Origin of the sequence: Mongoliimonas terrestris (assembly GCF_001927285.1) — a bacterium.
In the GTDB taxonomy this organism is placed as follows: Bacteria; Pseudomonadota; Alphaproteobacteria; order Rhizobiales; family Pleomorphomonadaceae; genus Chthonobacter; species Chthonobacter terrestris.
In genome coordinates this window covers 105,457-131,580 of sequence record NZ_MSIG01000007.1, presented here as the reverse complement: position 1 = coordinate 131,580, position 26,124 = coordinate 105,457, and the positions used below count along the sequence as shown (strand labels likewise).

Here is a 26,124-nt window from a genome sequence, read left to right as displayed (position 1 = left end):
CGGCGGGCGAAGGGCCGGTCAAACCGTGATGCGGTCGATGACGAGGGGGCCGGGCGTGGCCGGCGGGCCGATCCGGTAGGCGGCGCGGAGCGCGGCGGACGCGGCGTCGGCCGCCGCCTCGCTCGCCGCGTGGACGAGGCCGAGCGGGCGCTCGCCGTCGACGACGGTGCCGAGACCGGCAAGGTTGGTGAAGCCGACCGACGGGTCGATGGCGTCCTCCGGGCGCGTGCGGCCGCCGCCGAGGGCGACGACGGCGACGCCGATGGCGCGGGTGTCGATGGCGGCGATCGCACCGGCCGCGTCGGCGTGCACCGGCCGGACCACGGGCGCGCGGGCGAGATAGGCTTCCGGCCGCTCCAGGAGGTCCGCCGGCCCGCCGAGCGCCGCCACCATGCGGGCGAACACCGCCGCGGCCCGGCCGCTGGAGAAGGCCGTCGCGATGGCCGTGCGGCCGGCGGCCACGTCCGGAGCGAGGCCGCCGAGGACGAGCATCTCGGCGCCGCATTCGACCGTGACGGCGTGGAGCCGCGGGTCGACGCGGGTGTTGGTGAGGAAGTCGATGGCGACGCGGACCTCCAGGGCGTTGCCGGCGGCGGAGGCGAGCGGCTCGTTCATGTCGGTGATGAGGCCGACGGTCGGAAGGCCCGCCCCGTTCGCCACGGAGACAAGGCTTTCGGCAAGGCCCCGCGCGTCGTCGAGGGTCGCCATGAAGGCGCCGGAGCCGGCCTTCACGTCGAGCACCAGCCCGGTGAGGCCGGCGGCGAGCTTCTTCGACAGGATGGAGGCGGTGATGAGGTCGAGGCTCTCCACCGTGGCGGTGACGTCGCGGATTGCGTAGAGGCGCTTGTCGGCCGGGGCGAGGTCGGCGGTCTGGCCGATGATGGCGCAGCCGACGTCCCGCACCACGCTTCGGAAAAGAGCGTTGTCCGGCTGACTCCCATAGCCCGGGATGGCGTCGAGCTTGTCGAGGGTGCCGCCGGTGTGGCCGAGGCCGCGGCCGGAGATCATTGGCACGAAGCCGCCGCAGGCGGCGACCGCCGGGGCGAGCATGAGCGAGACCGTGTCGCCGATGCCGCCGCTGGAATGCTTGTCGAGGGCGGGGCCGGGCAGGTCCGACCAGTCGAGCACGGTGCCGGAATCCCGCATGGCGAGGGTGAGCGCCACCCGCTCGTCGCGAGAGAGGCCGCGGAAGAAGACCGCCATGGCGAAGGCGGCTGCCTGGCCCTCGGTGACCGTGCCGCGGGTGAGGCCGTCGATCAGGAAGCGCACCTCGTCGGCGGCGAGCGCCGCGCCGTCGCGCTTGCGGCGGATGATCTCCTGCGGGATGAAAGCCATGGTGTCCTCCCTCATGGCGGGGTCTTGCGCCCCGTCCGGTCGCCGGCCCGCTTTGCCGGACCCGATCCCGTCAGTAGCCGGTGCCGCCGTCGTCCTCGCGCCCTTCCAGGGTGGCGACGAGCGCGTCGAGGAGGCCGCTCGCCCCGAAGCGGAAGGTGGACGGGCGCGCCCAGCCGGACCCCATGGCGGCGTCCGCCACGGCGAGGTAGGCGGCGGCGTCCTCCAGGGTGCGGATGCCGCCGGCGGGCTTGAAGCCGAGGTCGGTGCGCCCGGAGCGGGCGATCACGTCGAGCATGACGCGCGCCGCCTCGATGGAGGCGTTGACCTTCACCTTTCCGGTGGAGGTCTTCAGGAAGTCGGCGCCGGCCTCCACGGCCAGTTCGGAGGCGGCCCGGACCTTGTCGAGGTCGCCGATCTCGCCGGTCTCCAGGATGACCTTCAACCGGGCGCCGGCGGCCTTGACGAGGGACGACACCGCGGCGATCTGGTCGCGCGCGACCTCCGGTCGGCCGTCCAGGAAGGCCCGGTAGGGCATGACCAGGTCGATCTCGTCGGCCCCGTCGGCGAGCGCCGCCTGGGTTTCGGCGAGCACGGCCGGGGTGTCCTCGCCGCCGGCCGGGAAGTTGACGACGGTCGCCACCTTGACGCCGGTGCCGGCGAGAAGCGCCGTCGCCTGCGCGACGAAGCGCGGGTAGAGGCAGACCGCGGCGACGGACCCGTGCGGCGTCACCGCCCGGGCCGAGAGCCGGTCGATGGCCGCGGGGGTGCATTCGCCGGAAAGGTCGGTGAGGTCCAGAAGGCCGAGCGCCCGGCGGGCGACGGCGTGGCTGTCGGCGCTGTCCATCAGGGGCTCCCGTAGGCTGCGATCACCCGGGGGAGGATGCGCATCAGCTTGGCGGCGCCCAACGGGCCGACCGCCTTGACGTCCTCGTGGCTGAGTTCCCCGTCGCCGAGGCCCGCCGCGAAATTGGTGATGGTGGAGACCGCCGCGACCCGAAGGCCGAAGAAGCGGGCGAGGATGACCTCCGGCACGGTGGACATGCCGACCGCGTCGGCGCCAAGGATGCGGGCGGCGCGGATCTCGGCGGGCGTCTCGAAGGACGGGCCGGAGAACCACATGTAGGTGCCTGTCGCGAGCGCCAGCCCCTCCTCGGCCGCCGCCGCATGGAAGAGGGCGGCGAGGTGGGGGTCGTAGGCCTCCGTGAGGCCGACGAAGCGCCGGTCGGTCGGCTCGCCGAAGAGCGGGTTGCTGCCGGAGACATTGATGTGATCGGTGATCAGCATCAATTCGCCCGGCGGCACCTCGGGCCGGAGGCCGCCGGCCGCGTTGGTGAGGATGACGGCAGTGCAGCCGAGCGCCTGGAAGGTTTCGATCGGCGTGCGCATGACGCCCGCGTCGCCGTGCTCGTAGTAATGGGCGCGGCCGGCCATCACGGCGACCTCGACGCCCGCGACGGTGCCGAGCACCATCTCGCCCGCGTGGCCGGAGACGCCCGAGACCGGGAAGCCGGGCAGTTCGGCATAAGGGAAGCGGACCGCGTTCTCCACCGCGTCGGCGAAGGCGCCGAGGCCGGAGCCGAGCACCAGCCCGATGCGTGGCGCCGCCGGCCGGCGGGCGCGGATCACCTCCGCGCAGGCGGGTCCGTGGGAGGCTCTCATCGGTCGGTCTCCAGGGAGAAGCCCGCCGGCAGGAGGTCCTTCATCAGGACGAGCATGTGGCGGCCCTCCGGGTCGCAGGAATAGATCGGCGTGTCCGGGCCGGCGAACTCGGCGAGCCGCTGGCGGCAGCCGCCGCAGGGCGTGCAGAAGCGCCCGCCGGGGGTGCCGGCGAAATCGATACGCGGGGCGACCACCACCGCCATGGCGATGCGCCGGCCGCCGGCCATGATGAGGTGGCCGATGGCGGTGGTCTCGGCGCACCAGCCTTCCGGATAGGCGGCGTTCTCGATGTTGCAGCCGGCGTGGATGGCGCCGGTGTCGTCGAGGAGCGCGGCGCCCACGTGGAAGCGCGAATAGGGCGCGTGCGCCTTGTCGCGCGCGCCGGCGGCGGCGGCGAAGAGGGCGGCGAACAGGGTGCCGTCGGGGGACGTGTCGGGAGCCGCGGCGGTGTCCTCAGTCATCGGGGGATCCTCACCGCTCCTTGGTGTAGGGCACGCCGCCGGCCTTCGGCGGAATCGCCGTGCCGATGAAGCCGGCGAGTAGAATGCAGGTCAGTATATACGGGAGCGCCTGGAAGATCTGCACCGGCACTTCGCCGACGAGCGGCACCGGCGTGCCCTGGAGCCGGATGGCGACCGCGTCGAGGAAGCCGAAGAGGAGGCAGGCGAACATCACCGGCACCGGCTTCCACTTGGCGAAGATGAGCGCGGCGAGCGCGATATAGCCCTTGCCGGCGGTCATGTCCTTGATGAAGCCGGCCGACTGGGCGATGGCGAGGTAGGCGCCGGAGAGGCCGCAGAAGATGCCGGCGACGATGACCGCCCGGTAGCGCAGCCATTCCACCGAGATGCCGGCGGTATCGACCGCGCCCGGGTTCTCGCCGACGGCGCGCAGGCGCAGGCCGAACCGTGTGCGGTAGAGCGCCCACCAGGAGAAGGGCACCGCCAGGAAGGCCAGGTAGACGAGGATGCTGTGGCCGGAGATGAGCTCGGCATAGAGGTAGCCGACCACCGGCACGTCGCGGACCGCCGCGGCGCCCGGCAGCTCGATCGGGTTGAAGCGGGCGGTGTTGGGGAGCTGCGGCGTGCGGCCGCCCTGGCTGAACCAGTTCTGGCCAAGGAGCACGGTGAGGCCGGCGGCCACGAAGTTGATGGCGACGCCGGAGACGATCTGGTTGCCCTTGGCGGTGATCGACGCGAAGCCGTGGACGAGCGACAGCGCCACCGACACCAGGATGGCGCCGACGAGCGCCAGATAGGGCGAGCCGGTGACGATGGCGATGGAGCCGGCCGCGAAGGCGCCGGCCAGCATCTTGCCTTCCAGGCCGATGTCGAACACGCCGGCCCGTTCGGAGAAGAGGCCGGCGAGGGCGGCGAAGAGCAGCGGGATGGTGAGCCGGACGGTGCTGTCGAGGACGAGGACGGCGGCGGTGAAGAGGTCCATCGCGTGTCGCCCCTCAAGCCTTGACGGAGGAGGCCGTGGGGACGCGCCAGAAGAGGCGCGCCAGGGCCGGCCGGAACATGTTTTCGAGCGCCCCCGCGAACAGGATGACGAGGCCCTGGATGACCACGATCATGTCGCGCGTGATGGACGGGATCCAGAAGGAGAGCTCCGCGCCGCCCTGGTAGAGGACGCCGAACAGGATGGCGGCGAACACGATGCCGAGCGGATGGGAGCGGCCCATGAGGGCGACCGCGATGCCGACGAAGCCGGCGCCGCCGACGAACTCCACCTGCAGGCGGGCGGAGGCGCCCATCACGGGGTTGAGCGCCATCATGCCGGCAAGGCCGCCGGAGATCAGCATGGTGACGATGACCGTGCGCCGGTAGGGGATGCCGGCGTAGATGGCGGCGGTGGGATTGGTGCCGGTGGCGCGGATCTCGTAGCCGAGCCGGGTGCGCCAGATCAGGAGCCATACGAGCACCGCCATCAGGAGGGCGATGACAAAGGAGACGTTGAAGGGCGCGGCGCCGAGGCGGGCGCCGAAGAGTTCGAACGGAAAGGCGAGCTTCGGCAGCTGGCCGCCTTCGGCGAAGGTGCGCGTCTCCGGTGCCATGGCGCCCGGCACCTTCAGTATGTTGACGAGAAGGTAGACCATCAGCGCGGCGCCGATGAAGTTGAACATGATGGTGGTGATGACGATGTGGCTGCCGCGGCTTGCCTGCAGCCACGCCGGGATGAGCGCCCAGGCGGCGCCGAAGAGGGCGGCCGCCAGCACCGCCACCGGCATGGTGGCGTACCAGGGCAGCACCTCGCCGAGGCTGAGGGCGACGAGCGCCGCCCCGAGGCCGCCGAGATAGGCTTGGCCCTCGCCGCCGATGTTGAAGAGGCCGCAGTGGAAGGCGACCGCCACCGCAAGGCCGGTGAAGATGAAGTTGGTGGCGTAGAAGAGCGTGTAGCCGATGCCCTCGCCGGAGCCGAGCGCGCCGGTCAGGAGCACCTCCACGGCCTCTAGCGGGCTTTCGCCGATGAAGGCCACCACGAGGCCGGAGATCAGGAAGGCGACGGCGAGGTTGAGCGCCGGCATCAGCCCGAAGGTCACCCAGCGCGGCAGGGGAACGGAGGCGGCGCTCATCGGGCGAGGGTCCTCGTGGTCGGGTCGGGGCGGGAGCGACGGGATCGGGAGCGGTCGGGTCGGGAACGATCGGGGCGGGTCATGCGGCGATGCCGGCCATCATCAGGCCGAGCGCCTGCTCGCTGGCGTCGGGCGTCTTCTCGCCCACCACCCGGCCGGCGAACATGACGACCACCCGGTCGGCAAGCGCCCGGATTTCGTCGAGTTCCACCGAGACGAGCAGGATGGCCTTGCCGGCGTCGCGCATCTCCACGATGCGCTTGTGGATGAACTCGATGGCGCCAATGTCGACGCCGCGGGTCGGCTGGCCGATGATCAGCACCGTCGGGTCGCGCTCGATCTCGCGGGCAAGGACGATCTTCTGCTGGTTGCCGCCGGAGAAGTTGGCGGTCTTCAGCCGGCAGTTGGGCGGGCGGATGTCGTACTTGGCGATCTTCTCGCGGGCGTCGGCGCGGATGGCGTCGATGTCCATGAAGGGGCCGTTGAGGAAGCGCGGGTCGTCCTGGTAGCCGAGGATGGAGTTCTCATACTCCTCGAACTTGAGGACGAGCCCCATGTGGTGCCGGTCCTCCGGCACATGGGCGAGGCCGCGCCGGCGGAGCATGGCCGGATCGGCGCCGAGCGTGGAGGCGCCGTCGATCAGGATGTCGCCGGACGACGGGCGGCGGATGCCGGCGAGCGCCTCCAGAAGCTCCGACTGGCCGTTGCCGGCGACGCCCGCGATTCCGACGATCTCGCCGGCGCGCACGTCGAAGCTCACGTCGTCCACCATGGTGACGCCGCGGTGGTCGCGGACCGTGAGGTTCTTGACCTGAAGCGCCACCGGACCGGGGTGCGCGGGGCCCTTGTCGACCTTGAGAAGCACGCGGCGGCCGACCATCAGCTCGGCGAGCTCCTCCACGGTGGTTTCGGCGGTGGTGCGGGTCGCCACCATCTCGCCGCGGCGCATGACCGACACGGCGTCGGTGATGGCCATGATCTCGCGGAGCTTGTGGGTGATCAGGATGACCGTCTTGCCCTGGTCGCGGAGCACGCGAAGGATGCGGAAGAGATGGTCCGCCTCCGCGGGGGTGAGCACGCCGGTGGGCTCGTCGAGGATGAGAATGTCGGCGCCCCGGTAGAGCGCCTTCAGGATCTCCACCCGCTGCTGGCGGCCGACCGGCAGGCTCTCGATCACCGCGTCCGGGTCGACGTCGAGGGCGTACTCGGTCTCCAGCCGCTTCAGTTCGGCCCGCGCGCGGGAAATCCCGGGTTTCAGGAAAGCGCCGCCCTCGGCGCCCAGCATCACGTTCTCAAGGACGGTGAAGTTCTCCACCAGCATGAAGTGCTGGTGCACCATGCCGATGCCGGCGGCGATGGCCGCCTGGCTGTCGCGGATCACCGTCGGCACGCCGCCGACGCGGATCTCGCCCCGGTCGGCCTGGTAGAAGCCGTAGAGGATGGACATCAGCGTGGACTTGCCGGCGCCGTTCTCGCCGATGATCCCGTGGATCGTGCCGCGCTTCACCGCAAGGTGGATGTCCTTGTTGGCGTGGACCTGCCCGAAGCTCTTGTCGATGCCGACGAGCTCGATGGCAAGCGGCGCCGCCCCGGCCGGGTGCGTCGGCGAGGATGGGGCGGTGGCGTTCACGGGAGGGGGCACGGGTCTGGACACGGGTTCTGCACACTCCGGCACACGACGTCCTGCGGCGGTCGGCCGGTGCGTGGGGCGCCCGGGTCCGTCCATCATGCACGATTGGTCGGAATGGAAAAGCGGCGTGCGGGCCGGCGGGCGGCGGACACGAGGACTGTCCGGGCCGGGGCCGACGCGACCGCGAGGGGCGCCCGGCCGTGGCCGGACGCCCGCCGACCTGCCGTCAGTTCGGGCAGGTGTTGTCGGTCATGAAGTCGTGCACCGTGACGGTGCCGGCGATGATGTCGGCCTTGGCCTTCTCCACCGCGGCCTTCGCCTCCTCGGTGACGAGCTTGGCGTTGTTGTCGTCGAGCGCCCAGCCCACCCCGTCCTCGGCGACGCCGAGGGCGACCACGCCCGGCTGGAAGGTGTCGTTCTTGGTCTCCATGAAGGCGTTGTAGACGGCCAGGTCCACGCGCTTGATCATGGAGGTGAGGACGGCGCCCGGATGCAGGCCGTTCTGGTTGCTGTCGACGCCGATGCCCAGCTTGCCCGCGTCGGCGGCCGCCTGCAGCACGCCGAGGCCGGAGGCGCCGGCGGCGGCGTAGATCACGTCCGCGCCCTGGTCCATCTGGGTCTTGGCGAGTTCACCGCCGCGCACCGGATCGTTCCAGGCGGCGCCGGTGGTGCCGATCATGTTGCGCAGGGTCTTGGTGCCGTCTTTGGCCGCCGCGGCGCCCTGGGCGTAACCGCAGGCGAACTTGGAGATCAGCGGGATGTCCATGCCGCCGACGAAGCCGACGGTGCCGGTCTTGGAGGTGAGGCCGGCGAGGACGCCGACGAGGTAGGAGCCCTCGTGCTCCTTGAACACCACCGAGCGGACGTTCGGCTTCTCCACCACGCTGTCGATCAGGTAGAACTTGGTGTCGGGGAACTCGGCCGCCACCTTGTCGATCGCCGAGGTCCAGGCGAACGAGACGCCCACCACCGGGTTGAAGCCGCGGCTGGCGAAGTTGCGCAGCGCCTGCTCGCCCTGGGTGTCGTTGGTCGGCTCGAAGTCGCGGTACTCGATGCCGGTCTCGGCCTTGAACTTCTCGGCGCCGCCATAGGCGGCCTCGTTGAACGACTTGTCGAACTTGCCGCCGGTGCCGTAGACGACCGCCGGTTTCACGTCGGCGGCCCAGGCCGGCGCCGCGAGCGTCGCCGCGACCACGGCGGCACCGATCACTTGTCTGAACATGAAAAGCCTCGCCCTCTCGGAAGGATATGACAGCGGCGGCTGCCCTCTCGCGCGGAGGGCTTCGCCGCCACCTGACACGAAGCTAAGCACCTTTTCGGATCATTTGCATCGGGATTCTTGGGCGTTTTTGACCAAGCGGACAAGAGAGGCAGCGCTGCCCAATCCGGCGGCAATGCCGGTGTCGAACGGCGCCTGCGTGCGGTGCGCCGGCCGCCCGACAGGGGCCATCTTTGTTCCGGATCAGAAACGCGCTATGACTGGTCCACTAAATACGGACCGCGAAAAAAGTGGCCGCTTCCAGGGAGGACAGACCCCATGCCGGCACGCCCCGCGCTCGCGCTCGTCGCGCACGACGCCAAGAAGGACGACATGGTGGCCTTCGCGATCGCCCACCGGGCGCGGCTCGCCGGCTTCGACCTCTATGCCACCGGCACCACCGGCGGCCGCGTGGAGGCTGCCTGCCCCGACCTGCCGGTGACCCGGCTGAAGAGTGGCCCGCTCGGGGGCGACCAGCAGATCGGCGCGCTGATCGCCGAAGGCCGGCTCGACGGCCTGTTCTTCTTCGTGGACCCGCTGACGCCGCTGCCGCACGACGTGGACGTGAAGGCGCTGACGCGGCTTGCCCTTGTCTACGACATTCCGATGGCGCTCAATCGTCGGACGGCCGACCTTCTGATCGATGGCGCTCTGGTGCTGCCTGCGTCGCCGTGAGCCTCTCGCCGTGCCTATCGCCGTTCGCCTTCCCGTTTCATGATCGATCCTTCCAAGCAGCGAGTTTCCGATGGTCCGGCAGAGTGAAGACGACCTGAAGGCCCTCCCCTTTCCGGTGCTGTTCGCCGACATCGGCGGCACCAACGCCCGCTTCGCCCTCCTGTCGGACGTGCACGCGGCGCTCCGCCACTTCGCCAACGTGGAGACCCGCGCGCACGCCACCATCGAGGACGCGCTCGCCGCCGAGGTGATCGACCAGACGTCCATGCGACCGCGCAGCCTGATCTTCGCCGTCGCCGGCCCGATCGGCGAGGAGCGCACGCCGCTCACCAACTGCCCCTGGGTGGTGGAGCCGCGCGCCCTCATCGACCGCTTCGACCTCGACCACGTGATCCTCTTCAACGACTTCGAGGCGCTCGCCCTGGCGCTGCCGGCGCTGGAGAACAAGGATCTGGTGGCTGTCGGCGACGCCCTGCCGCCGGAGGAGGGCACCAAGATCGTGGTGGGTCCGGGCACCGGCCTCGGCGCCGCCGGCCTTGTCCACGCCGCCCATTCGTGGATCCCGGTGCCGGGCGAAGGCGGCCACATCGATCTCGCGCCGGTCACCGCGCGCGATCTCCAGATCTGGCCGCACATCGACCGGGTGGGCGAGCGCGTTTCCGGCGAGACGCTGATCTGCGGCTCCGGCATGGTGCGGCTCTACCGGGCCATCGCCGCCGCCGACGGCGTGCCGGCTCCGCTCGGCACCCCCGCCGAGGTGACGGCGGCAGCCGATGCGGGCGATCCGCTCGCCGCCGAGACGCTGGACCTCTTCGCCACCCATCTCGGCCGGGTGGCGGGCAGCCTGGCGCTGACCTTCCTCGCCAAGGGCGGCGTCTATCTGGCGGGCGGCATCCCGCCGCGAATCGCGGCCGTCCTGCAGAAGGGCGGCTTCCGGGCCGCCTTCGAGGACAAGTGGCCGCACGGCGAGCTGCTGGCCGCCATCCCGACCGCCATCATCGTCCACGACCGCCCGGCGCTCGCCGGCCTGGTGTCGTTCGCCCGCACGCCGACGCGGTTCGGGGTGCATTTGCAGGGGCGGCATTGGGTGCGGTGAGGGGGGCTCTACCGTCCGCCGTGGTCCGACCGAAGAAGCCGCCAACGCGGCGAACAGCCCTTCGTCCTTACACGTACGCCGTCATCCCGACGGACGTCGGGATCCATCCGACGGTGCCGGTCCGTGCAACGGTGCGGATGATGGCGCCGACGGTTGGGCCCCGGCGTGCGCCGGGGTGACGACCCGGGGGGACGGCGCTTCATCGCAACGTGCAAGCCGTCATCCCGACGGAAGTCGGGATCCAGCAGGCGGTGCCGGTGCGTGCACCGGTGCGGATGATGGCGCCGACGGTTGGGCCCCGGCGTGCGCCGGGGTGACGACCCGGGGGATGGCGCTTCATCGCAACCTGCAAGCCGTCATCTCGACGGACGTCGGGATCCAGCAGGCGGTGCCGGTGCGTGCACCGGTGCGGATGATGGCGCCGACGGTTGGGCCCCGGCGTGCGCCGGGGTGACGACCCGGGGGATGGCGCTTCATCGCAACCTGCAAGCCGTCATCTCGACGGACGTCGGGATCCAGCAGGCGGTGCCGGTGCGTGCACCGGTGCGGATGATGGCGCCGACGGTTGGGCCCCGGCGTGCGCCGGGGTGACGACCCGGGGGATGGCGCTTCATCGCAACCTGCAAGCCGTCATCTCGACGGACGTCGGGATCCAGCTGGCGGTGCCGGTGCGTGCACCGGTGCGGATGATGGCGCCGACGGTTGGGCCCCGGCGTGCGCCGGGGTGACGACCTGGGGGGATGGGGGAGCAGGGCGACCATCGTGGCGGTTGCCATAGATGGCCCAACTCTACACTCCCCTTCCCTCGCGCCGCACGGCCTACAATGCGCCACGTCCCCACCTGCCACGCGGCGTGCAGCCCGCCCCTGCTCTACCGGATCCGGGCGCAGCGGGCGGAGACTTCGGCAAGGTAGCGGGTGCGGCGCTCCGGGGAGACGGTGTCCATCTTGTAGAGGGCCGTGTAGCTGGTGCGGCAGAAGGGGTGGCAGATGGCGCGAAGGCCCCGGGTGAGGGTGCGGCGGCCGGGTTCGCCCATCAGCTTGGAGACGTGCCAGGAGGCGCCGCAGGTGGTGACCACGTCGATGCGGCGGATGTTGCGCAGATTCCCGCGGATGCCCTGCGTGGCGGTCGGCATGACGAAGGCCACGTGGGGCACGAAGGCGCGGTCGAGCCAACCCTTCAGCATGGCCGGCAGGTTGTACCACCAGGTGGGATAGATGAAGAGCAGCGCCTCGGCCCACTTCAGGTGGGCCACATGGTCGGCGACCGGCGCCTCGTTCACCCCGGCGTCGTGGTAGCGCCGGCGCTCCTCCGCCGACATGGCGGGCTCGAAGCCATCCCCGTAGAGGTCGACGATGCGGACCGCGTGGCCAGCCTTGGCGAGGCCGGAAAGGGCGGCGTCCTTGACGGCCGCCACGAAGGAGTCCGCGCACGGGTGGCAGTAGACGACAAGCACGTTCAAGATCGACGATACTCCGAAAGGGCGGGTGCCGGCGGCAGGACGGCCGGATGTCCGCGCTCCGTTACGAGAGGGTCAGAAGGCCGCCATGGCGTGCGTGACCTTGGCGAGGAAGGCCGACCGGGTGGCGTCGGTCGACCGGTTCATGTCGTAGTGGGCGAGATAGGTGAGCCTGGGAAAACCCATGGTGACCCGGAACACCCGCTCGGCGATCTTGCGCGGCGGGTCGCCGGCGAGAATCGCGCGGAAGCGGGTGCCGCCGTAGGTGGTCACCACGGCAAGCTTGCGGATGTGGGTGAGGGTCGGCACCACCTTGCCGTCCTTCATCACGAAGGAGACGCCCGGCAGGAAGACCCGGTCGACGAAGCCCTTCAGGATGGCCGGCAGGCCGTAGTTCCAGACCGGGTAGACGAACACGATGGCCTCGGCGGCGAGCAGCCGGTCCACGTAAGGCGCGACGCCCGCCCGGTTGTGGGCGAGGTCGTGGTAGCCGATCCGCTCCTCGCGCGTCAGCACCGGGTCGAATCGCTCCGCGTAGAGGCTGAGGTCGTCCACCGCGTGGCCGGCCTTCGTCAGGCTCGACACCACGGCAGCATGGAGCGCCGCGTTGTAGCTCGTCTCCACCGGGTGGGCGTGGATCACCAGGACGCGCATGGAGGCATCACCCGGCTCGGCTGAGGCCGGGGAAGAGATAGGTCTTCGCCGACGCGAAATCGTAGGTGGGATCCTCCCAGGCGATCATCTTGCCGGGGTTCAAAAGGCCTTTCGGGTCCGCCTCGCGCTTGAAGGCGAGCTGCACCGCGTCGGTCTGCTTCATGCCGCCCTCCTCCAGGGTGTAGCGGTGCGGATTGAAGATGGGACAGCCGTGCTCCTCGTGGAGGCGCATGATCTCGTCCAGCCGCTCCTCGGAGGTGAAGCGCACCACCGGCAGGCCGAAGCAGGTGATCTTGCCGTCGAAGCGCACGAACTCCAGGTGGCCCGGCACCTCGTCGCCGAAGAGGGCGGTCATCCGGGCCACCTTCTCGATCTGGTCCGGGAAAGGATAGAGCACTTGGAGGTAGGTGATGGTCGGATCGACCCGGAGGCCGCGGAGCGTCGTGTGGTTCCAGGAGAGCTCGAAGGAGAGCGGCAGGGTCTTCAGGTCTTCCGCCGACGCGGTGTCGGACCGGTAGACGACGCTCGCCCGACTGTCCCGCGCCGTGAAGGTCAGCATGGCGTCGAGGGCGAAGGGCGCCACCATGACGGCGACGACGGACTGGTCGCGGCGCAGGAACTTCTGGTGGCGGAGGAAATAGTCGTGCGGCATGGGCGCCGCGACGACCGCGAGGTTCTTCAGAAGGATGCCGTCCTCGTTGCCGAGCCCGTCCGCGAAGGCGGCGGCGGCCACGAAATCGTCGAAGGCGACGAGCACGTCCACCCAGTCGTAGGCGGGGGCGAGCGGCACCTCCACCTCGGTGATGATGCCGGTGGTGCCGTAGGCGTGGCTGACCTTGGCGATGTCCTCGCCGGTGAGGTCGAGCACGCGCGGCTCGGCTTCGCAGGTCACCACCCGGGCGCGGATGATGTTGCCGAGGTCGCGAAGGCCGCCCCAGCGGATGGAGCCGACGCCGCCGGATCCCCCGGCGATGAAGCCGCCGAGGGTGGCGGTGCGGTAGGTGGACGGGTGGAGGCGAAGCTCCTGGCGCGAATGCGCCCGGGTCTCGTGGTCGAGCTTCTCCATGATGACGCCGGCCTCCGCCGTCACCGCGCCCGGCCGGATGGCCTTCACCTTGTCGAGGTCGGCAAGGTTGAGGACCACGCCGCCGGAGAGCGGCATGGCCTGGCCGTAGTTGCCGGTGCCCGCGCCGCGCGTGGTCAGCGGCACGTTGTGCGCAAAGGCGGCGCGGGCCACCGCGACCACCTCCGCCTCGGTCTTCGGGGTGACCACGAGGTCGCCGGTGACGTGCTCCAGCTGCTTCTTGAGGACAGGGGAGTACCAGAAGAAGTCGCGGCTCTTCTGGCGCACGATGGCCGGGTTGTCCTCCTGGGCGATCGGCCCGAGGGCGGCGCGGAAGGCGGCGAGGTCGGGTCCGGGTAGAGCGCTCATCAGGAGAGGTCTCCGAAAAGGTCGTCGAGGTCGCGGTAGTCGGGGAGGCTCGCGACGGTCGGCCGGCCGTCGCGGAGAATGACGCGATCCGATTCCGGCCGCGCCAGCAATTCTGTGTAGGTGCGCCCCCGGAAGAGCGCGAGGTCCGCCGGCCCGCCGACGCGGATGCGGCCGAAGCCGTCGGCGCCGATGGCGTCCGCCGCGTCGCGGGCGACCGCCGCCGGCCAGCCGCCGTGCGGGTGGTCCAGGTGGAGGATGCGCGTCGCCTCCCGGAAGACCTCCAGGGCGTCGAGGTCGCCGTAGGCGTAGAAGGGATCGCGCGTGTTGTCGGAGGCGACGGCGACGCGGATGCCGCGCGCCTTCATCTCGTGGAGAAGCGTGACGCCGCGCCAGCGGGGCGTCCGGCGCGGTCCGGCGCCGGTCTCGTCGTCGCCGGCGAGATGGCGGTCCTGCAGGTACATGTTGCAGATCGGCAGGGACACGACGGCGATGCCGGCCTCGGCGACACGGTCGAGGGTCCGGTCGACGGTGGCGTCGTCCTGTCGGGCGAGCGAGCAGCAATGGCCCGCCACCGCCCGGCCCTCGAAACCCTGCGCCAGGATCTCCTCCGCATAGAGGCCGAGGGCGACCGAGGCCGGATCCTCCGTCTCGTCGATGTGGAGGTCGAGGTCGAGCCCGTGGCGGATGGCGGTGGCGACCGTGACGGCGACCGCCTTGCGGGCCTCCGGGAAGACCGCCACCGAGCCTCCGAGCACGCCGCCGGCGGCCTTCACGCGCCGGGCGATGGCGTCCATCGCGTCGGCGTCGACCATGGTGTCCGGCCCGACGATGGAGACGCCCTGGAGGTCGATCCGGCCGGCCCATGCGGCCCGAAGGTCCTCGAACACCGGCCAGGAGAGGGCATCCTGGGGCGGGATGCTGTCGATGTGGGTGCGGATCACCCGGGTGCCGTGTGCATAGGCGCACTTCAGCGAGAAGTCGAACCGCCGCCGCACGTCGTCCGGCGACCAGGCGGCCTCCCGGTCGCTCTTGACGGCAAGGAGCGCGCTCATGAAGCGGCCGTCCGGGTTGGGCGTGCGGGGCCAGATGTGGCCCTTGTCGAGGTGGGTGTGCATGTCGACGAAGAGCGGCCAGACCATGCCGCGGTCGACGTCCACCACCGGCGGGCCGTCGGCGGCGGCGAGCGACCCGGCGGGCGCGACGGCGGTGACCCGGCCGGCCTCCACGGCAAGGTCCAGGCGGACGAGGCCTGTGGCGTCGGGCGCCGGCACGGGGCCGTCGACGAGGACGGCTGGCACGGTAGCGTTCGCCAGCCGGAAGGCTCCGCCGGTGCGGGCGAGGGCGTCGCGCGGATGGATCATGTCTCAGGTCTCGCGGGCAAGGGCGCTCTCGTGCCAGCGGCGGAGCGCCAGGTGGGAGGCGAGGCTGGTTAGCCAGAAGATGACGACGCCGGTGGCCGACAGGAGGATGAGGCCGGCGAAGAGGCGGGGGATGTTGAGCCGGTACTGGCTCTCCAGGATGCGGAAGGCGAGACCGGACCCCGCCCCCGCCGACCCGGCCGCGAACTCCGCCACCACGGCGGCGATGAGCGCAAGGCCGCCGCCGATCTTCAGGCCGGCGAAGAAATAGGGCTGCGCGGCCGGGATCTTCAGGAAGACGAGGGTCTGCCAGCGGCTGGCGCCGTAGAGCTCGAAGAGGTTGAGGAGGTTGTGGTCGACGCTCTTCAGGCCCTGGGTGGTGTTGGAGAGGATGGGGAAGAAGGTGACGATGAAGGCGCAGAGGAGGACCGCCGCCTGGGTGTCCGGCACGTAGATGAGGATGAGCGGCGCGATGGCGACGATGGGCGTCACCTGCAGCACCACCGCATAGGGAAAGAGCGCCAGCTCCACGATCTTCGACTGGACGAGCAGGATGGCAAGGAGCGTGCCGCCGACGAGCGCCAGGAGGAGGGCCGTGACGGTGATGCGGATGGTGACGAGAAGGGCGCCGGAGAGGGTGCCCCAGTCCTTCACCAGGGTCTCGGCCACCAGGAAGGGACCGGGCAGGATGTAGGGCTTGATGCCGTAGGCGCGCACATACCAGTCCCAGACGCCGACGAAGAGCACCAGGATGACGAGCGGCACCACCACGCGGAGCACTCGGTCGCGCCAGACGGAAGCGTCCGTCGGGGCGGCGGTCCGGTTGGCGGCGGCGGGAGCGGAGGCGTCGGCGGCCATCAGGCGACCTCCCGTCCGGCGGCCTGCATGGCCCGGGTGAGCGCGTCGGACGCCTCGCGGCAGAGCGCCACATAGTCCGGCGAGGTGCGGAAGCTCTCGTTGCGCGGGCGCGGCACCGGCACGGCGATCTCGTCGAACACCCGGCCCGGCCGGGCCGCCATGACGACGATGCGCGAGGAGAGATAGACGCTCTCGAACACCGAATGGGTAACGAAGACCACCGTCCAGCCGAGTTCGGCCTGGAGCTTCAGGATGTCGTTGTTGAGCTTGAAGCGGGTGATCTCGTCAAGGGCCGCGAAGGGCTCGTCCATCAGGAGGAGCTTCGGCCGGGTGACGAGGGCGCGGGCGAGCGACACCCGCATCTTCATGCCGCCGGAGAGTTCGCGGGGGTAGGCGTCCGCGAAGGCGGCGAGGCCGACCCGTTCCAGCGCGTCCATGACGGCGTCGCGGACGGACGCCTTGGACCGGCCTTTCAGGCGCAGCGGCAGCCAAACGTTGTTGAAAACCGTCGCCCAGGGCATCAGCGTCGGCTCCTGGAAGACGAAGCCGATCGATCGGGCATGGGCGCCAGCGCCTTCGCCGGCGGACGGCCAGTCGACCCGGCCGGAGGTCGGGTGGCTGAGGCCGGCGATGATGCGCAGCGCCGTCGACTTGCCGCAGCCGGAGGGCCCGAGCAGGCTGAGGAACTCGCCCGGCGCCACGTCGAGGGTCAGCCGATCGAGCGCCAGGGTGCCGTTGGCGAAGCTCTTGGTGACGCCTTCCAGCCGGACGACGGGGGAATGGGGCGCTGCGGCCGAAGACGAAGACGACATCGGGGCCTGGAGGAACGCGAGGGAAGCGGGCGGACAGGAGAGGCCGTCGCCGCCGAAGGTCGGCGGCGACGGACGATCGAACGGCCGGCGGGACAGACCGGGCGGCCCGGCGCGATGCACCGCGGCCGCCCGGCTCGGGTCAGCCGCCGTTGGCCTTCTTGACGTCGAGGCCGGTGCCCTTGCAGACGAACTGGAGGGTATAGGCCTTCTTCACGTCCACCGACGCGTCGACGATGCCGGCCTTGATCAGCTTGTCGGCGAAGGACGCGTGCTGCTCGTCGGTCATGCAGCCGATGCCCTTTTCGAGCGCGGGGCCGGACTCCAGGATGCCGTATTCCTTCATCTTGGCGATCGAGAAGGCGATCTGCTCGTCCGACATCTCCGGATTGTCGGTCTTGATGAGGGCGTTGGCGGCGGCGTTGTCGCCGTAGAGATAGGTGTACCAGCCGATCATGCTGGCATCGACGAAGCGCTGGACGAGGTCCGGGTTGTTGGCGACCAGGTCGGCCTGGGTGTCGATGGTGGTCGAATAGGTGTCGAAGCCCTGGTCGGCCAGAAGGAAGATCACCGGCTTCCAGCCCGCCTGGCGCTCCACCTCGAACGGTTCGGAGGTGAGATAGCCCTGCTGGGCCGACTGCGGGTCGGCGATGAAGGGGGCGGGGTTGAAGGTGTAGGGCTTGTACTGCTCGTCCTTGAAGCCCGGATAGGCCGACTTCATCCACTGGAAGAAGGTGATGAAGCCGTCCTTGCCCATGAAGATGGTGGGCAGCTTGGCGAGATCCTCGAACTTTTCCACGCCCTGGTCCGGATGGGCCATCAGGACCTGCGGGTCCTTCTGGAAGCTGGCCGCGACCGTGACGGTCGGGATGCCCTGCTTCACCGCGTCCAGCCCCTCCAGCATGTTGCCGCCCATGTAGAACTGAATCTGGCCGGCGATGAGGAGCGAGCGGTTGGCCGCCTGCGGGCCGCCCTGGCGGATGGTCACCTTCAGGCCGAACTTCTCGTAGGTGCCGTCGGCGACCGCCTGATAGAAGCCCCCGTGCTCGGCCTGGGCCAGCCAGTTGGTGCCGAACGTCACCTCGTCGAGCGCCGCGGCGGGCCCGGCGACGAGGGTACCGAAAGCGGCGGCAGTGAGAACCAGCATACGCGAAGCCATGATCGAAGCCCCTTCCCGCGAACTGTCGTCGCACCCGGACGACATTTGCATTTTTGATCGGATGGTTGGCAAGAGCCATGCCACCGGCATGACCGATGCGTCCGCACGGCCAGACCAGCGGACGCCGCCTCAGAGCGTACGGACGGACCTGCCCGTTTGGATCCTATGCTTATTTTCAGGGCAGTATGCCGCATTCTGACGCGCGGCTGCCACCCCCTTCCGCTTGTCGCGGACGGACGGCTGCCCCTAAGCTGGCGATCGATCCGAGCATGAGCGAGACGACGATGGCGACCATCCTGACCCCGCGCGACGTCCGCCCGCCCTTCGGCCGCTACAGCCACGGCGTGGCGGTTCCGCCGGGGGCGCGCCTCGTGGTGACGTCGGGACAGCTCGGCATCCGGCTGGACGAGACGGTGCCGGAGGACACGGGCGAGCAGACGGAGATCTGCTTCAAGGCCTGCGCCGCCATCCTGGCGGAGGCCGGCATGACCTTCGCGGACGTGATCCGCGTCAACGCCTTCCTGACCCGCCGCGAGGACTTTCCCGCCTACATGGCCGTGCGCGACCGCTGGGTGTCCGACCCCCCGCCCGCCTCCACGCTGATCATGGTGTCCGGCTTCACCCGGCCCGAGTTCAAGGTGGAGGTGGAAGTCACAGCCGCGAAGGTGCCATGATGGCACGGCGGACGGCCGGGGGGCGCGCGATGGGCGACATGACGATCGAGCGCATGGACGCGGATACCTTCCTGGCGTGGTGCACCCGGCAGGAGGGGCGATACGAGCTGGTGGACGGCAATCCGCGCGCCATGGTGGGGGCGCGAGCCCGTCATGACCGTATCGTCGTGAGTGCGCTTGTGGCATTCCGCCGTGCTTTGGCGGGAACACCCTGCGAGCCCTTCAGCGGCGATTTCGCCGTTCGCATCCCGAAGGGCAACATCCGTCGGCCGGACGTGACGATCGATTGTGGTGCGACAGACGACGATCGGCTTTTCGCGCAGACCCCGACAGCGGTCGTGGAAGTCCTCTCCCCCTCCACACGGCAGATCGATCTCAACGTGAAGGTCGCCGAATACCAGTCCGTTCCGTCCATCGCCCACATTCTGCTGATCGAGCCCGAAGTCGCAAAGGCCGTCCTCTTCAGCCGGACAAGCGACGGCCGATGGTCCATGGAGTCCCTCATCGGCCCGGACGCCGCCATTCCGCTGCCGGGGCTCGGCATCGCCCTTTCCCTCTCCGACTTCTACGAGTGACCCGCCCATGCGTCTCTGGATCAAGGACCCCCTCGCCATCCTGGCCGACGGCGCCGAACGGGGCGTGGTGGTGGAGGACGGCCGGATCGTGGAACTGGTCGGCCCTGGGGGCGCGCCATCCGCGCCGGTGGACGAGACCTTCGACGCGGAGCGCCATGTGATGATCCCGGGGTTGGTCAACACCCACCACCACATGTTCCAGACGCTGACGCGGGCGCACCCGAAGGCGATCAACAAGGAGCTCTTCCCCTGGCTGGAGGCGCTCTTCCCGATCTGGGCGAAGAACGTGACGCCGGAGAACCTGCGGCTCGCCACCCGGCTGTCGCTGACGGAACTCCTGATGTCCGGCTCGACCACGGTGTCGGACCACCAGTATCTGTTTCCGCCCGGCCTCGACGACGCCATGGACATCCAGGCCGAGGAGGCGACCGCCCTCGGCATGCGCATGACGCTGACGCGCGGCTCGCTGAACCTCACCGTGGAGGACGGCGGCAACGCCATTCCGGGCGCCTGCCAGGACGCGGACGTGATCCTCGCCGACTGCGAGCGGGTGCTGTCCAAGTACCACGACCGCTCCGAGGGGGCGATGCTGCAGGTGGCGCTCGCCCCGTGCGCGCCGTTCAACGTGACCAAGCGGCTGATGGTGGAGACCGCCCGGCTCGGTGACAGATACGACTGCGCCCTTCACACCCATCTGGCGGAGACGCAGGACGAGGTCGACTACTGCAAGTCCAAGTTCAACTGCACGCCGGTGGACTATATCGAGGAGACCGGCTGGCTGACCGACCGGGCCTGGGTGGCCCACGGCATCCACTTCAACGACGAGGAGGTGGGCCGGCTCGGCCGCCACGGGGTCGGCATCTGCCACTGCCCGGCCTCCAACATGGTGCTCGCCTCCGGCATCTGCCGCACCAAGGAGTTGGAGGCGGCCGGCGCCAAGGTCGGCCTCGGGGTGGACGGCTCGGCCTCCAACGACAGTTCGAACCTGATGGAGGCGCTCCGGCATGCCCTGATGATCGGGCGCCTGCGCTACGACGCGGCGAGCGTCACTCATTTCGACGTGTTCCGCTGGGCGACGGAAGGCTCCGCCAAATGCCTCCGGCGCGACGACATCGGATCGATCGCCGTCGGCAAGCAGGCGGACCTTGCCTTCTACACCCTGGACGAGTTGCGCTTCTCCGGTGCAGGCGACCCGCTCGCCGCGCTCGTGCTCTGCGGCGCCCACGCGGCCGACCGGGTGATGGTGAAGGGCGGCTGGCGGGTGAAGGACGGCATGCCGGTGGGTGTGGACGTCGCCCGTCTGCGCTATGAGCATGGTGCGGCCGCCAAGCGCTTCCTGGAAGCGATCTGACGCCGCCGAACCGTTCACCTCACCACCCTCCCGCGCGCGATCGCCCCGGCGACCGCGCCGCCATGCCGGATGCCGCCCATGACCGCCCTGCCCCGCCGCCACTGGCACGAGATGACCACCACCGACTTCCGGGAGGGAGACACGGCGTCCTGGATCGCGGTGCTGCCGGTCGCCGCGATCGAGCAGCACGGGCCGCACTTGCCGGTCTACACCGACACCTGCATCGCGGAAGGTCAGATCGCCCGGGTCATCGGCCTGCTCGACGATCGCCTGCCGGCGACCTTCCTGCCGGTGCAGGCGGTGGCCAAGTCCAACGAGCATATCGACAGCCCGGGCACCCTCACCCTCGACTGGGACACGGTGACCCGGGCCTGGCTCGACATCGGCGACAGCGTCGCCCGCGCCGGCGTGCGCAAGCTGGTGATCGTCACCTCCCACGGCGGCAACGTGCCGATCATGGACATCGTCGCCCGCGAGCTCCGGATTCGCCACCGGATGCTGGCGGTCGCCACGTCCTGGGCCCGGTTCGGGCAGCCGGACGGCGTGTTCCCGGCGGAGGAGTTCGTCTACGGCATCCACGGCGGCGATGTGGAGACGTCCATCATGCTCCACCTCCGGCCGGATCTCGTCCGCATGGACCGGGCGGCCGACTTCCGGTCCACCCAGCACGAGATGATCGACACCATGGCGCACCTGAGGGTGCACGGGCCGGCGCAGTTCGGCTGGAAAGCACAGGATCTCAATCCGGCCGGCGCGGTCGGCAACGCGGCGGCGGCAAGCGCCGAGAAGGGCCGACTGTCCCTCGACCACGCCGCCCACGGCTTCCTGGCCCTCCTCGACGACGTGCACCGGTTCAATCCGGAGCGGCTCGGCTGACCGGAGCACGACGGCAGCGCAGCCGAGACGCGAGAGCGCACCGGCATCTCCGCGTCGAAGTTGTAGCGATTCTGCATAGGTCAGTGCAGAGCCGATCCAAATCGGCAAGTCATATTGTCATCAATAGCAATGAACAAAGCATGGAGCTGTGTGCATTGCATATTATGATATTCATCCGCATTGACGAGGTGTCTCGCTAAGCGGTTGTACCGAAGGGCGTTTCGAGCGCTCTTCCGACCAGAACACAACGGGATCATTCGGGCGATTGAGAACGCTCAAGGGTCCCACCACCTATAAGCGAGGGAAGTCGGTTGAGCTCTCGCTCCGGACTCCGACCCGATCTGGAACTGGGGTCCACGGTGATCGCCATGGCCGCGCCAAGAGCGGCGATCTTTGGTATGACCATTGGCGAAGGAAACGGTGACCGAGCCTGCTCCTTTGCAAACACTGCGGTTTTACGTGTTCCAGGCATTGTCAATAGTGACACATGAACAAACGATGAAACTCGCGCCCTGTTACATTGTGCGTTTTCTATGTGATTAGGCAAGGCCGTTTCAGAGACTGATAACATGCGGCTTTTACATATTTCGTCTGGAACAAAACAGGATCGCCATAGGCGCCCGCCTGACCCATCGCGCCTCGACCTGCGACGATCGATACAGCTAAAGATTGTGTAAGCACGGATTGGTGATGCCGTACGCGCTCGCACGGTCTTGACCTTCCAGTCACTGGAACCGCCACGTTCGCCTTCACCAAGGATCATCCGGGGCCGTTCGGCGCTTCGGACGCGACGGTCATAGACTGGAGACGAGATGATGCGTGCCCTCTCCCCCCTGCCCGACACAGACGCGCACGCCGAGCAACCGACCACCCGCGTCTTTGATGTGCGCGGCATGACGTGCGCCGCCTGCGCCAGCCGGATCGAGACCGTGCTGCGGAAGACGCCCGGCATCGCGGATGCGACGGTCAACCTGGCGCTCGAACGGGCCGACGTGGTGCTCGATAACGGGACCGACGACCAGGCGGTCGTCGACGCGGTCGACCGGGCCGGCTACGAGGCGACGCCGCGGGCCGCCGACCCGGCCGAGCGTCGCCGCCAGCGGGAGCGGGAGGAGGTGGCGCGCCGCGCCGCCTATCGCCGGACGCTGGCCGTGTTCGCGCTCTCCGCCGCGCTGACGCTGCCCTTCATCGTCTCCATGGTGGCCATGATGGCCGGTGCCGGGCATCTGATGAACCCGTGGACCGAACTGGTGCTGGCCACCATCGTGCAGGCGGTCGCCGGCGCCCGCTTCTATCGCGGTGCCGCCAAGGCGCTGGCGAGCGGCGGCGCCAACATGGACGTGCTGGTGGCCCTCGGCACTACGGCGGCCTGGGGCTTCTCCACCTGGATGGTGCTGACCCGCGGCCACGGGGCCGCGGGCCACCTCTATTTCGAGGCATCGGCCACGGTGCTCACGCTCATCCTTGCCGGCAAGCTGATGGAGGAGCGGGCCAAGGCCGGCACTACGGCGGCCGTGCGGGCGCTGATGGCGCTCCGGCCGGAGGTCGCCACCCGGCTGACGGACACGGGCGAGGAGAGCGTCGCAGTGGGGGACCTCAGGGCCGGCGACCGGGTTCTGATCCGGCCCGGCGAGCGGGTGCCGATGGACGGCCGCATCGCCGAAGGCACGGGCCACATCGACGAGAGCCTCGTCACCGGCGAGAGCGTGCCGGTGGAGCGCGGTCCGGGCGACCCGGTGGTGACCGGGGCGCTGAACGGCGAGGCCGCGCTGGTCGCCACGGTGACGGCAACCGGCGAGGACACGACCCTTGCCCGCATCACCCGCCTCGTGGAGAACGCCCAGAGCGGCAAGGCGCCGGTGCAGGTGCTGGTGGACCGGATCAGCGCCGTCTTCGTGCCGGTGGTGGTGGCGGTCGCGCTTCTCACCTTCGGCGCCTGGATGGTGGCGGGGGCGGGCTTCGAGGCGGCGCTGGTGGCGGCGGTCTCGGTGCTGGTGATCGCCTGCCCATGCGCGCTCGGCCTCGCGACGCCGACGGCGCTCGTCGCCGGCACGGGGGCCGCCGCCAAGGCCGGCATCCTCATCAAGGACATCGAGACGCTGGAGCGGGCGAGCGCCGTCGACGTGGTGCTGTTCGACAAGACCGGCACGCTGACCGAGGGCCGGCCGGCGCTGGTGGACATGGCGGTCGCGCCCGGTGGCGACGCGGACGGGGTGCTGGCGCTTGCCGCCTCGGTCCAGCATTTCAGCGAGCATCCGCTCGCCCGGGCGGTGGTGGAGGCGGCGGCCGGCAGGGGTCTGGCGCTTCGCCCCGCCACCGGCTTCAAGGCGAGCGTGGCGCGCGGCGTGTCGGCGACCGTGGACGGCGCCGTGGTGGCGGTCGGCAACGGCGCGCTGATGGCGGAGCGCAAGGTCGACACGGGCGCGCTCGACGCGGCCTTCCGGGCGTTCGAGGCGAAGGCCCGCACGGCGGTGTTCGTCGCCCGGGACGGCGCGGTGCTCGGCGTCCTCGCGCTCGCCGATCCGGTGCGCCCGGAGGCGCGGGCGGCGGTGGACGCCCTGCGGGCACGCGGCATCGAAAGCCGCATGCTGACCGGCGACAATGCCGCCGTCGCCGCCGCTGTCGCCGCGGACCTCGGCCTTGCGGGATGGCGCGGCCCGGTGCTGCCCGCAGACAAGGCGGCCGAGGTGGCGGCGCTCCAGAAGGCGGGGCGGACCGTCGCCATGGTGGGCGACGGGGTCAACGACGCGCCCGCGCTCGCGGCCGCAGACGTCGGCATCGCGATGGGCACCGGCACGGACGTCGCCATGGAGACCGCCGCCATCACCTTGATGCGGCCGGATCCCCGGCTGGTGCCGGCCGCCCTGGAGGTCGCCATCGCGACCCGGGCGAAGATCCGCCAGAATCTCTTCTGGGCCTTCGTCTACAACGTGGTGGGCATCCCGCTCGCCGCCTTCGGCGTGCTGACGCCGGCGCTCGCCGGCGCCGCCATGGCGCTCTCGTCCGTGTCGGTCGTCAGCAATGCCGGCCTTCTCACCCGCTGGCGCCCGCGCCTCGACGCGGACGCACGCCCGCCGCTCAAAGATTGAGGATCACGATGGTGAGGTTGAGGACGGCGGCGAAGGACACCCAGGCGAGATAGGGCGCCAGCAGCCAGGTCATCGGCCCCACCACCGGGCGGGCGGCGCGGATCAGCCAGACGATGGAAGCAAGGAGCGCGACAATCACCACGAGACCGGCGGTCGGCGACTGCAGGCCGAAGAAGGCGGCGGACCAGGCCACGTTGACGACGAGCTGAACCACGAAGGCGACGAGCGCCCGCCGGCGAAGCCGGACCTTGGCAGCGTCCGGCGTCGGGGTGCGCCAGATCTGCCAGAGCACCAGCGCCATCATGATGAAGAGCGCCGTCCAGACCGGACCGAAGATCCAGTCCGGCGGGTTGAAGGCGGGCTTCTCGATGGTGCGGTACCAGCCGTCGATCTGCGGGCCGGTCACCGCGCCGCCGAGCCCCGCCGCCGCGAAGCAGAGCGCCAGCGAGAGCGCAAGCGCAAGCGGCGCGAACGGGCGGCGGACGTCGGTCGCGGTCGCGGACGGGGCGGCGGACGGGGCACCGGACGAGGTCGGGGCGGCGGGACGGTCGGGTTCGGCAAGGCTCATGCGGCGGGTGTCCTTCTGGAACGCGGGCGGACGGCACTTGACGTTGGAAACGTCCGGCGCCTGCGATGGCTCCCGACGCCGGGCCGACGGATCGCCCGCGGCGGGGCGGATCAGCCGAACAGCACGTCGTGCAGGAGGTCCCAGGTCGCCTTATCCGGGGCGAGCAGGAGGCCGCCGTCCCGGTGTTCCGGACGGTAGTCCGACCCGTCGAAGCGGGCCGAGTAGCCGCCCGCCTCCCGGTGAATGAGGGCGCTGCCGGCGAAATCCCAGGGCGACAGTTTGCCGTAGAGGGCGAAATGGCCGCCGCCCTCGTTGATGAGGCGCATCTCCTGGCCGCCACAGCGATAGCTGTAGCCGCCCCAGAGCCGGGCCGCGCCCTTCAGCACGCGCTCGCGGAGCGGCCCTTCCACATAGGCCCAGTTGAGCGCGCCGTGCATCTGATCGAGCGGCACGGGCGCCGCGACCCGGATCGGCCGGCGCGGCTGCTTCGGCCCTTCCAGGAAGGCGCCGTGGCCCTTGAGGGCGAACTGCCAGTCGTCGCGGATCGGATCGTAGAGGATGCCGGCGGTGGTCTCGCCGCCTTCCACGATGGCGGCGATGACCGCGAAGGCCGGGATGCCGTTGGCGTAGTTGAAGGTGCCGTCGATCGGATCGATCACCACGGCCCGCGCGGCGCTCGAGAGACGGTCCACCACGGACGGATCGCGCTCGAAGATCTCCTCGCCGACGAAGAGCACGTCGCCGAACCGGTCGCGGACCCGCGCCTCGATGAAGCGCTCGGCCGCCTCGTCGGCGACGGTCACGAGGTCGGAGGCGTGGCTCTTGGCCTTCACGTCGCCGGCGGCGAGGTTTGCGAAGCGCGGCAGGATCTCCACCCGCGCGGCGTCCCGGAGGATGGCCACGAGGTCGGCGAGTTCGGTCTCGGAGAAGCGCATGGGGCTGGATCCGCTGTGGACGACGGTGCCGCAGCGCTTAGCACGATCCGTTCGGCGGTGCACCATGGAAGCCGCGAAGCGGCGGCTGGGGTATCGCCC

Annotated in this window: 24 protein-coding genes; 7 read left to right on the top strand and 17 right to left on the bottom strand. The window is 70.2% G+C overall.

Features of this window, described 5'->3' with window-relative positions:
• Window positions 1-18: 18 nt before the first annotated feature.
• The 8 genes from deoA to BUQ68_RS12205 form a co-directional block, all read right to left on the bottom strand.
• Window positions 19-1,335, bottom strand: coding sequence for a thymidine phosphorylase (deoA, locus tag BUQ68_RS12240; RefSeq protein ID WP_075216372.1), 1,317 nt, complete (start codon window positions 1,333-1,335; stop codon window positions 19-21).
• Between the two features lie 70 nt (window positions 1,336-1,405).
• Window positions 1,406-2,179 (bottom strand): deoxyribose-phosphate aldolase, encoded by a 774-nt coding sequence (gene deoC, locus BUQ68_RS12235; protein ID WP_075216253.1) that lies wholly within the window; start codon window positions 2,177-2,179, stop codon window positions 1,406-1,408.
• On the bottom strand, window positions 2,179-2,994 hold the full coding sequence (locus BUQ68_RS12230) for a purine-nucleoside phosphorylase (protein WP_075216252.1): 816 nt from the start codon (window positions 2,992-2,994) through the stop codon (window positions 2,179-2,181). Before BUQ68_RS12230 ends, deoC begins: the two co-directional genes overlap by 1 nt.
• Window positions 2,991-3,455: a cytidine deaminase gene (gene cdd / locus BUQ68_RS12225; RefSeq protein WP_075216251.1), complete on the bottom strand. Its 465-nt coding sequence runs from the start codon at window positions 3,453-3,455 to the stop codon at window positions 2,991-2,993. Before cdd ends, BUQ68_RS12230 begins: the two co-directional genes overlap by 4 nt.
• Window positions 3,456-3,465: 10 nt before the next feature.
• Window positions 3,466-4,437, bottom strand: coding sequence for an ABC transporter permease (locus BUQ68_RS12220; protein ID WP_075216250.1), 972 nt, complete (start codon window positions 4,435-4,437; stop codon window positions 3,466-3,468).
• Window positions 4,438-4,450: 13 nt separating this feature from the next.
• Window positions 4,451-5,569: an ABC transporter permease gene (locus BUQ68_RS12215; RefSeq protein ID WP_075216249.1), complete on the bottom strand. Its 1,119-nt coding sequence runs from the start codon at window positions 5,567-5,569 to the stop codon at window positions 4,451-4,453.
• 79 nt (window positions 5,570-5,648) lie between these two features.
• The gene (locus BUQ68_RS12210; protein WP_075216248.1) at window positions 5,649-7,199 is read right to left on the bottom strand and encodes an ABC transporter ATP-binding protein; all 1,551 of its coding nucleotides are present in this window, start codon (window positions 7,197-7,199) and stop codon (window positions 5,649-5,651) included.
• A gap of 226 nt (window positions 7,200-7,425) precedes the next feature.
• Complete coding sequence (locus tag BUQ68_RS12205) at window positions 7,426-8,421, bottom strand: BMP family lipoprotein (RefSeq protein ID WP_075216247.1); 996 nt, start codon at window positions 8,419-8,421, stop codon at window positions 7,426-7,428.
• Window positions 8,422-8,736: 315 nt separating this feature from the next.
• On the opposite strand from BUQ68_RS12205, the gene BUQ68_RS12200 reads away from it, so the two are divergent.
• Window positions 8,737-9,132, top strand: a complete 396-nt coding sequence (locus tag BUQ68_RS12200; RefSeq protein ID WP_075216246.1) for a methylglyoxal synthase — start codon at window positions 8,737-8,739, stop codon at window positions 9,130-9,132.
• 70 nt (window positions 9,133-9,202) lie between these two features.
• Complete coding sequence (locus tag BUQ68_RS12195) at window positions 9,203-10,228, top strand: glucokinase (RefSeq protein WP_075216245.1); 1,026 nt, start codon at window positions 9,203-9,205, stop codon at window positions 10,226-10,228.
• An 871-nt stretch (window positions 10,229-11,099) separates the two neighbouring features.
• On the opposite strand, the gene BUQ68_RS12190 is transcribed toward BUQ68_RS12195, so the two are convergent.
• The 7 genes from BUQ68_RS12190 to BUQ68_RS12160 form a co-directional block, all read right to left on the bottom strand.
• Window positions 11,100-11,684 carry an NAD(P)H-dependent oxidoreductase gene (locus BUQ68_RS12190; RefSeq protein ID WP_342587014.1) on the bottom strand — a complete coding sequence of 195 codons (585 nt, stop codon included), beginning with the start codon at window positions 11,682-11,684 and terminating at the stop codon, window positions 11,100-11,102.
• A 78-nt stretch (window positions 11,685-11,762) separates the two neighbouring features.
• Window positions 11,763-12,341, bottom strand: a complete 579-nt coding sequence (locus BUQ68_RS12185) for an NAD(P)H-dependent oxidoreductase (RefSeq protein ID WP_075216243.1) — start codon at window positions 12,339-12,341, stop codon at window positions 11,763-11,765.
• Window positions 12,342-12,348: 7 nt separating this feature from the next.
• Window positions 12,349-13,773, bottom strand: a complete 1,425-nt coding sequence (locus BUQ68_RS12180; RefSeq protein ID WP_075216242.1) for an FAD-binding oxidoreductase — start codon at window positions 13,771-13,773, stop codon at window positions 12,349-12,351.
• On the bottom strand, window positions 13,773-15,134 hold the full coding sequence (locus BUQ68_RS12175) for a cytosine deaminase (RefSeq protein WP_075216241.1): 1,362 nt from the start codon (window positions 15,132-15,134) through the stop codon (window positions 13,773-13,775). Before BUQ68_RS12175 ends, BUQ68_RS12180 begins: the two co-directional genes overlap by 1 nt.
• 3 nt (window positions 15,135-15,137) lie before the next feature.
• Window positions 15,138-15,989, bottom strand: a complete 852-nt coding sequence (locus BUQ68_RS12170; protein ID WP_075216240.1) for an ABC transporter permease — start codon at window positions 15,987-15,989, stop codon at window positions 15,138-15,140.
• Window positions 15,989-16,801: an ABC transporter ATP-binding protein gene (locus BUQ68_RS12165; RefSeq protein WP_075216371.1), complete on the bottom strand. Its 813-nt coding sequence runs from the start codon at window positions 16,799-16,801 to the stop codon at window positions 15,989-15,991. The genes BUQ68_RS12170 and BUQ68_RS12165 overlap by 1 nt, the downstream gene beginning before the upstream one ends.
• 139 nt (window positions 16,802-16,940) lie before the next feature.
• The gene (locus BUQ68_RS12160) at window positions 16,941-17,957 is read right to left on the bottom strand and encodes an ABC transporter substrate-binding protein (RefSeq protein WP_095407334.1); all 1,017 of its coding nucleotides are present in this window, start codon (window positions 17,955-17,957) and stop codon (window positions 16,941-16,943) included.
• A gap of 284 nt (window positions 17,958-18,241) precedes the next feature.
• On the opposite strand from BUQ68_RS12160, the gene BUQ68_RS12155 reads away from it, so the two are divergent.
• The 5 genes from BUQ68_RS12155 to BUQ68_RS12135 all read left to right on the top strand — a co-directional run bounded on the left by BUQ68_RS12155 (window position 18,242) and on the right by BUQ68_RS12135 (window position 24,522).
• Window positions 18,242-18,631: a RidA family protein gene (locus BUQ68_RS12155; RefSeq protein ID WP_075216370.1), complete on the top strand. Its 390-nt coding sequence runs from the start codon at window positions 18,242-18,244 to the stop codon at window positions 18,629-18,631.
• A gap of 38 nt (window positions 18,632-18,669) precedes the next feature.
• Complete coding sequence (locus BUQ68_RS12150) at window positions 18,670-19,206, top strand: Uma2 family endonuclease (RefSeq protein ID WP_175577803.1); 537 nt, start codon at window positions 18,670-18,672, stop codon at window positions 19,204-19,206.
• 7 nt (window positions 19,207-19,213) lie between these two features.
• Window positions 19,214-20,557: an 8-oxoguanine deaminase gene (locus tag BUQ68_RS12145; protein ID WP_075216237.1), complete on the top strand. Its 1,344-nt coding sequence runs from the start codon at window positions 19,214-19,216 to the stop codon at window positions 20,555-20,557.
• A 78-nt stretch (window positions 20,558-20,635) separates the two neighbouring features.
• The gene (locus BUQ68_RS12140; protein ID WP_075216236.1) at window positions 20,636-21,433 is read left to right on the top strand and encodes a creatininase family protein; all 798 of its coding nucleotides are present in this window, start codon (window positions 20,636-20,638) and stop codon (window positions 21,431-21,433) included.
• Between the two features lie 812 nt (window positions 21,434-22,245).
• Window positions 22,246-24,522, top strand: a complete 2,277-nt coding sequence (locus tag BUQ68_RS12135) for a heavy metal translocating P-type ATPase (protein WP_210215633.1) — start codon at window positions 22,246-22,248, stop codon at window positions 24,520-24,522.
• Here the strand turns inward: BUQ68_RS12135 and BUQ68_RS12130 are convergent.
• Together BUQ68_RS12130 and BUQ68_RS12125 are read right to left on the bottom strand one after the other, a co-directional pair.
• Window positions 24,512-25,090 carry a TspO/MBR family protein gene (locus BUQ68_RS12130; RefSeq protein WP_083656529.1) on the bottom strand — a complete coding sequence of 193 codons (579 nt, stop codon included), beginning with the start codon at window positions 25,088-25,090 and terminating at the stop codon, window positions 24,512-24,514. The two genes, BUQ68_RS12135 and BUQ68_RS12130, sit on opposite strands and share 11 nt — an antisense overlap.
• A 110-nt stretch (window positions 25,091-25,200) precedes the next feature.
• Window positions 25,201-26,025: an inositol monophosphatase family protein gene (locus BUQ68_RS12125; protein WP_075216235.1), complete on the bottom strand. Its 825-nt coding sequence runs from the start codon at window positions 26,023-26,025 to the stop codon at window positions 25,201-25,203.
• Between the last annotated feature and the right edge of the window lie 99 nt (window positions 26,026-26,124).

Coding starts and splice junctions, on each gene's coding strand:
- deoA (WP_075216372.1), bottom strand. CDS start 1,335: ATGGCTTTCATCCCGCAGGAGATCATCCGCCGCAAGCGCGACGGCGCG.
- deoC (WP_075216253.1), bottom strand. CDS start 2,179: ATGGACAGCGCCGACAGCCACGCCGTCGCCCGCCGGGCGCTCGGCCTT.
- BUQ68_RS12230 (WP_075216252.1), bottom strand. CDS start 2,994: ATGAGAGCCTCCCACGGACCCGCCTGCGCGGAGGTGATCCGCGCCCGC.
- cdd (WP_075216251.1), bottom strand. CDS start 3,455: ATGACTGAGGACACCGCCGCGGCTCCCGACACGTCCCCCGACGGCACC.
- BUQ68_RS12220 (WP_075216250.1), bottom strand. CDS start 4,437: ATGGACCTCTTCACCGCCGCCGTCCTCGTCCTCGACAGCACCGTCCGG.
- BUQ68_RS12215 (WP_075216249.1), bottom strand. CDS start 5,569: ATGAGCGCCGCCTCCGTTCCCCTGCCGCGCTGGGTGACCTTCGGGCTG.
- BUQ68_RS12205 (WP_075216247.1), bottom strand. CDS start 8,421: ATGTTCAGACAAGTGATCGGTGCCGCCGTGGTCGCGGCGACGCTCGCG.
- BUQ68_RS12200 (WP_075216246.1), top strand. CDS start 8,737: ATGCCGGCACGCCCCGCGCTCGCGCTCGTCGCGCACGACGCCAAGAAG.
- BUQ68_RS12195 (WP_075216245.1), top strand. CDS start 9,203: ATGGTCCGGCAGAGTGAAGACGACCTGAAGGCCCTCCCCTTTCCGGTG.
- BUQ68_RS12185 (WP_075216243.1), bottom strand. CDS start 12,341: ATGCGCGTCCTGGTGATCCACGCCCACCCGGTGGAGACGAGCTACAAC.
- BUQ68_RS12180 (WP_075216242.1), bottom strand. CDS start 13,773: ATGAGCGCTCTACCCGGACCCGACCTCGCCGCCTTCCGCGCCGCCCTC.
- BUQ68_RS12175 (WP_075216241.1), bottom strand. CDS start 15,134: ATGATCCATCCGCGCGACGCCCTCGCCCGCACCGGCGGAGCCTTCCGG.
- BUQ68_RS12170 (WP_075216240.1), bottom strand. CDS start 15,989: ATGGCCGCCGACGCCTCCGCTCCCGCCGCCGCCAACCGGACCGCCGCC.
- BUQ68_RS12165 (WP_075216371.1), bottom strand. CDS start 16,801: ATGTCGTCTTCGTCTTCGGCCGCAGCGCCCCATTCCCCCGTCGTCCGG.
- BUQ68_RS12160 (WP_095407334.1), bottom strand. CDS start 17,957: ATGGCTTCGCGTATGCTGGTTCTCACTGCCGCCGCTTTCGGTACCCTC.
- BUQ68_RS12155 (WP_075216370.1), top strand. CDS start 18,242: ATGGCGACCATCCTGACCCCGCGCGACGTCCGCCCGCCCTTCGGCCGC.
- BUQ68_RS12150 (WP_175577803.1), top strand. CDS start 18,670: ATGACGATCGAGCGCATGGACGCGGATACCTTCCTGGCGTGGTGCACC.
- BUQ68_RS12145 (WP_075216237.1), top strand. CDS start 19,214: ATGCGTCTCTGGATCAAGGACCCCCTCGCCATCCTGGCCGACGGCGCC.
- BUQ68_RS12140 (WP_075216236.1), top strand. CDS start 20,636: ATGACCGCCCTGCCCCGCCGCCACTGGCACGAGATGACCACCACCGAC.
- BUQ68_RS12135 (WP_210215633.1), top strand. CDS start 22,246: ATGATGCGTGCCCTCTCCCCCCTGCCCGACACAGACGCGCACGCCGAG.
- BUQ68_RS12130 (WP_083656529.1), bottom strand. CDS start 25,090: ATGAGCCTTGCCGAACCCGACCGTCCCGCCGCCCCGACCTCGTCCGGT.
- BUQ68_RS12125 (WP_075216235.1), bottom strand. CDS start 26,025: ATGCGCTTCTCCGAGACCGAACTCGCCGACCTCGTGGCCATCCTCCGG.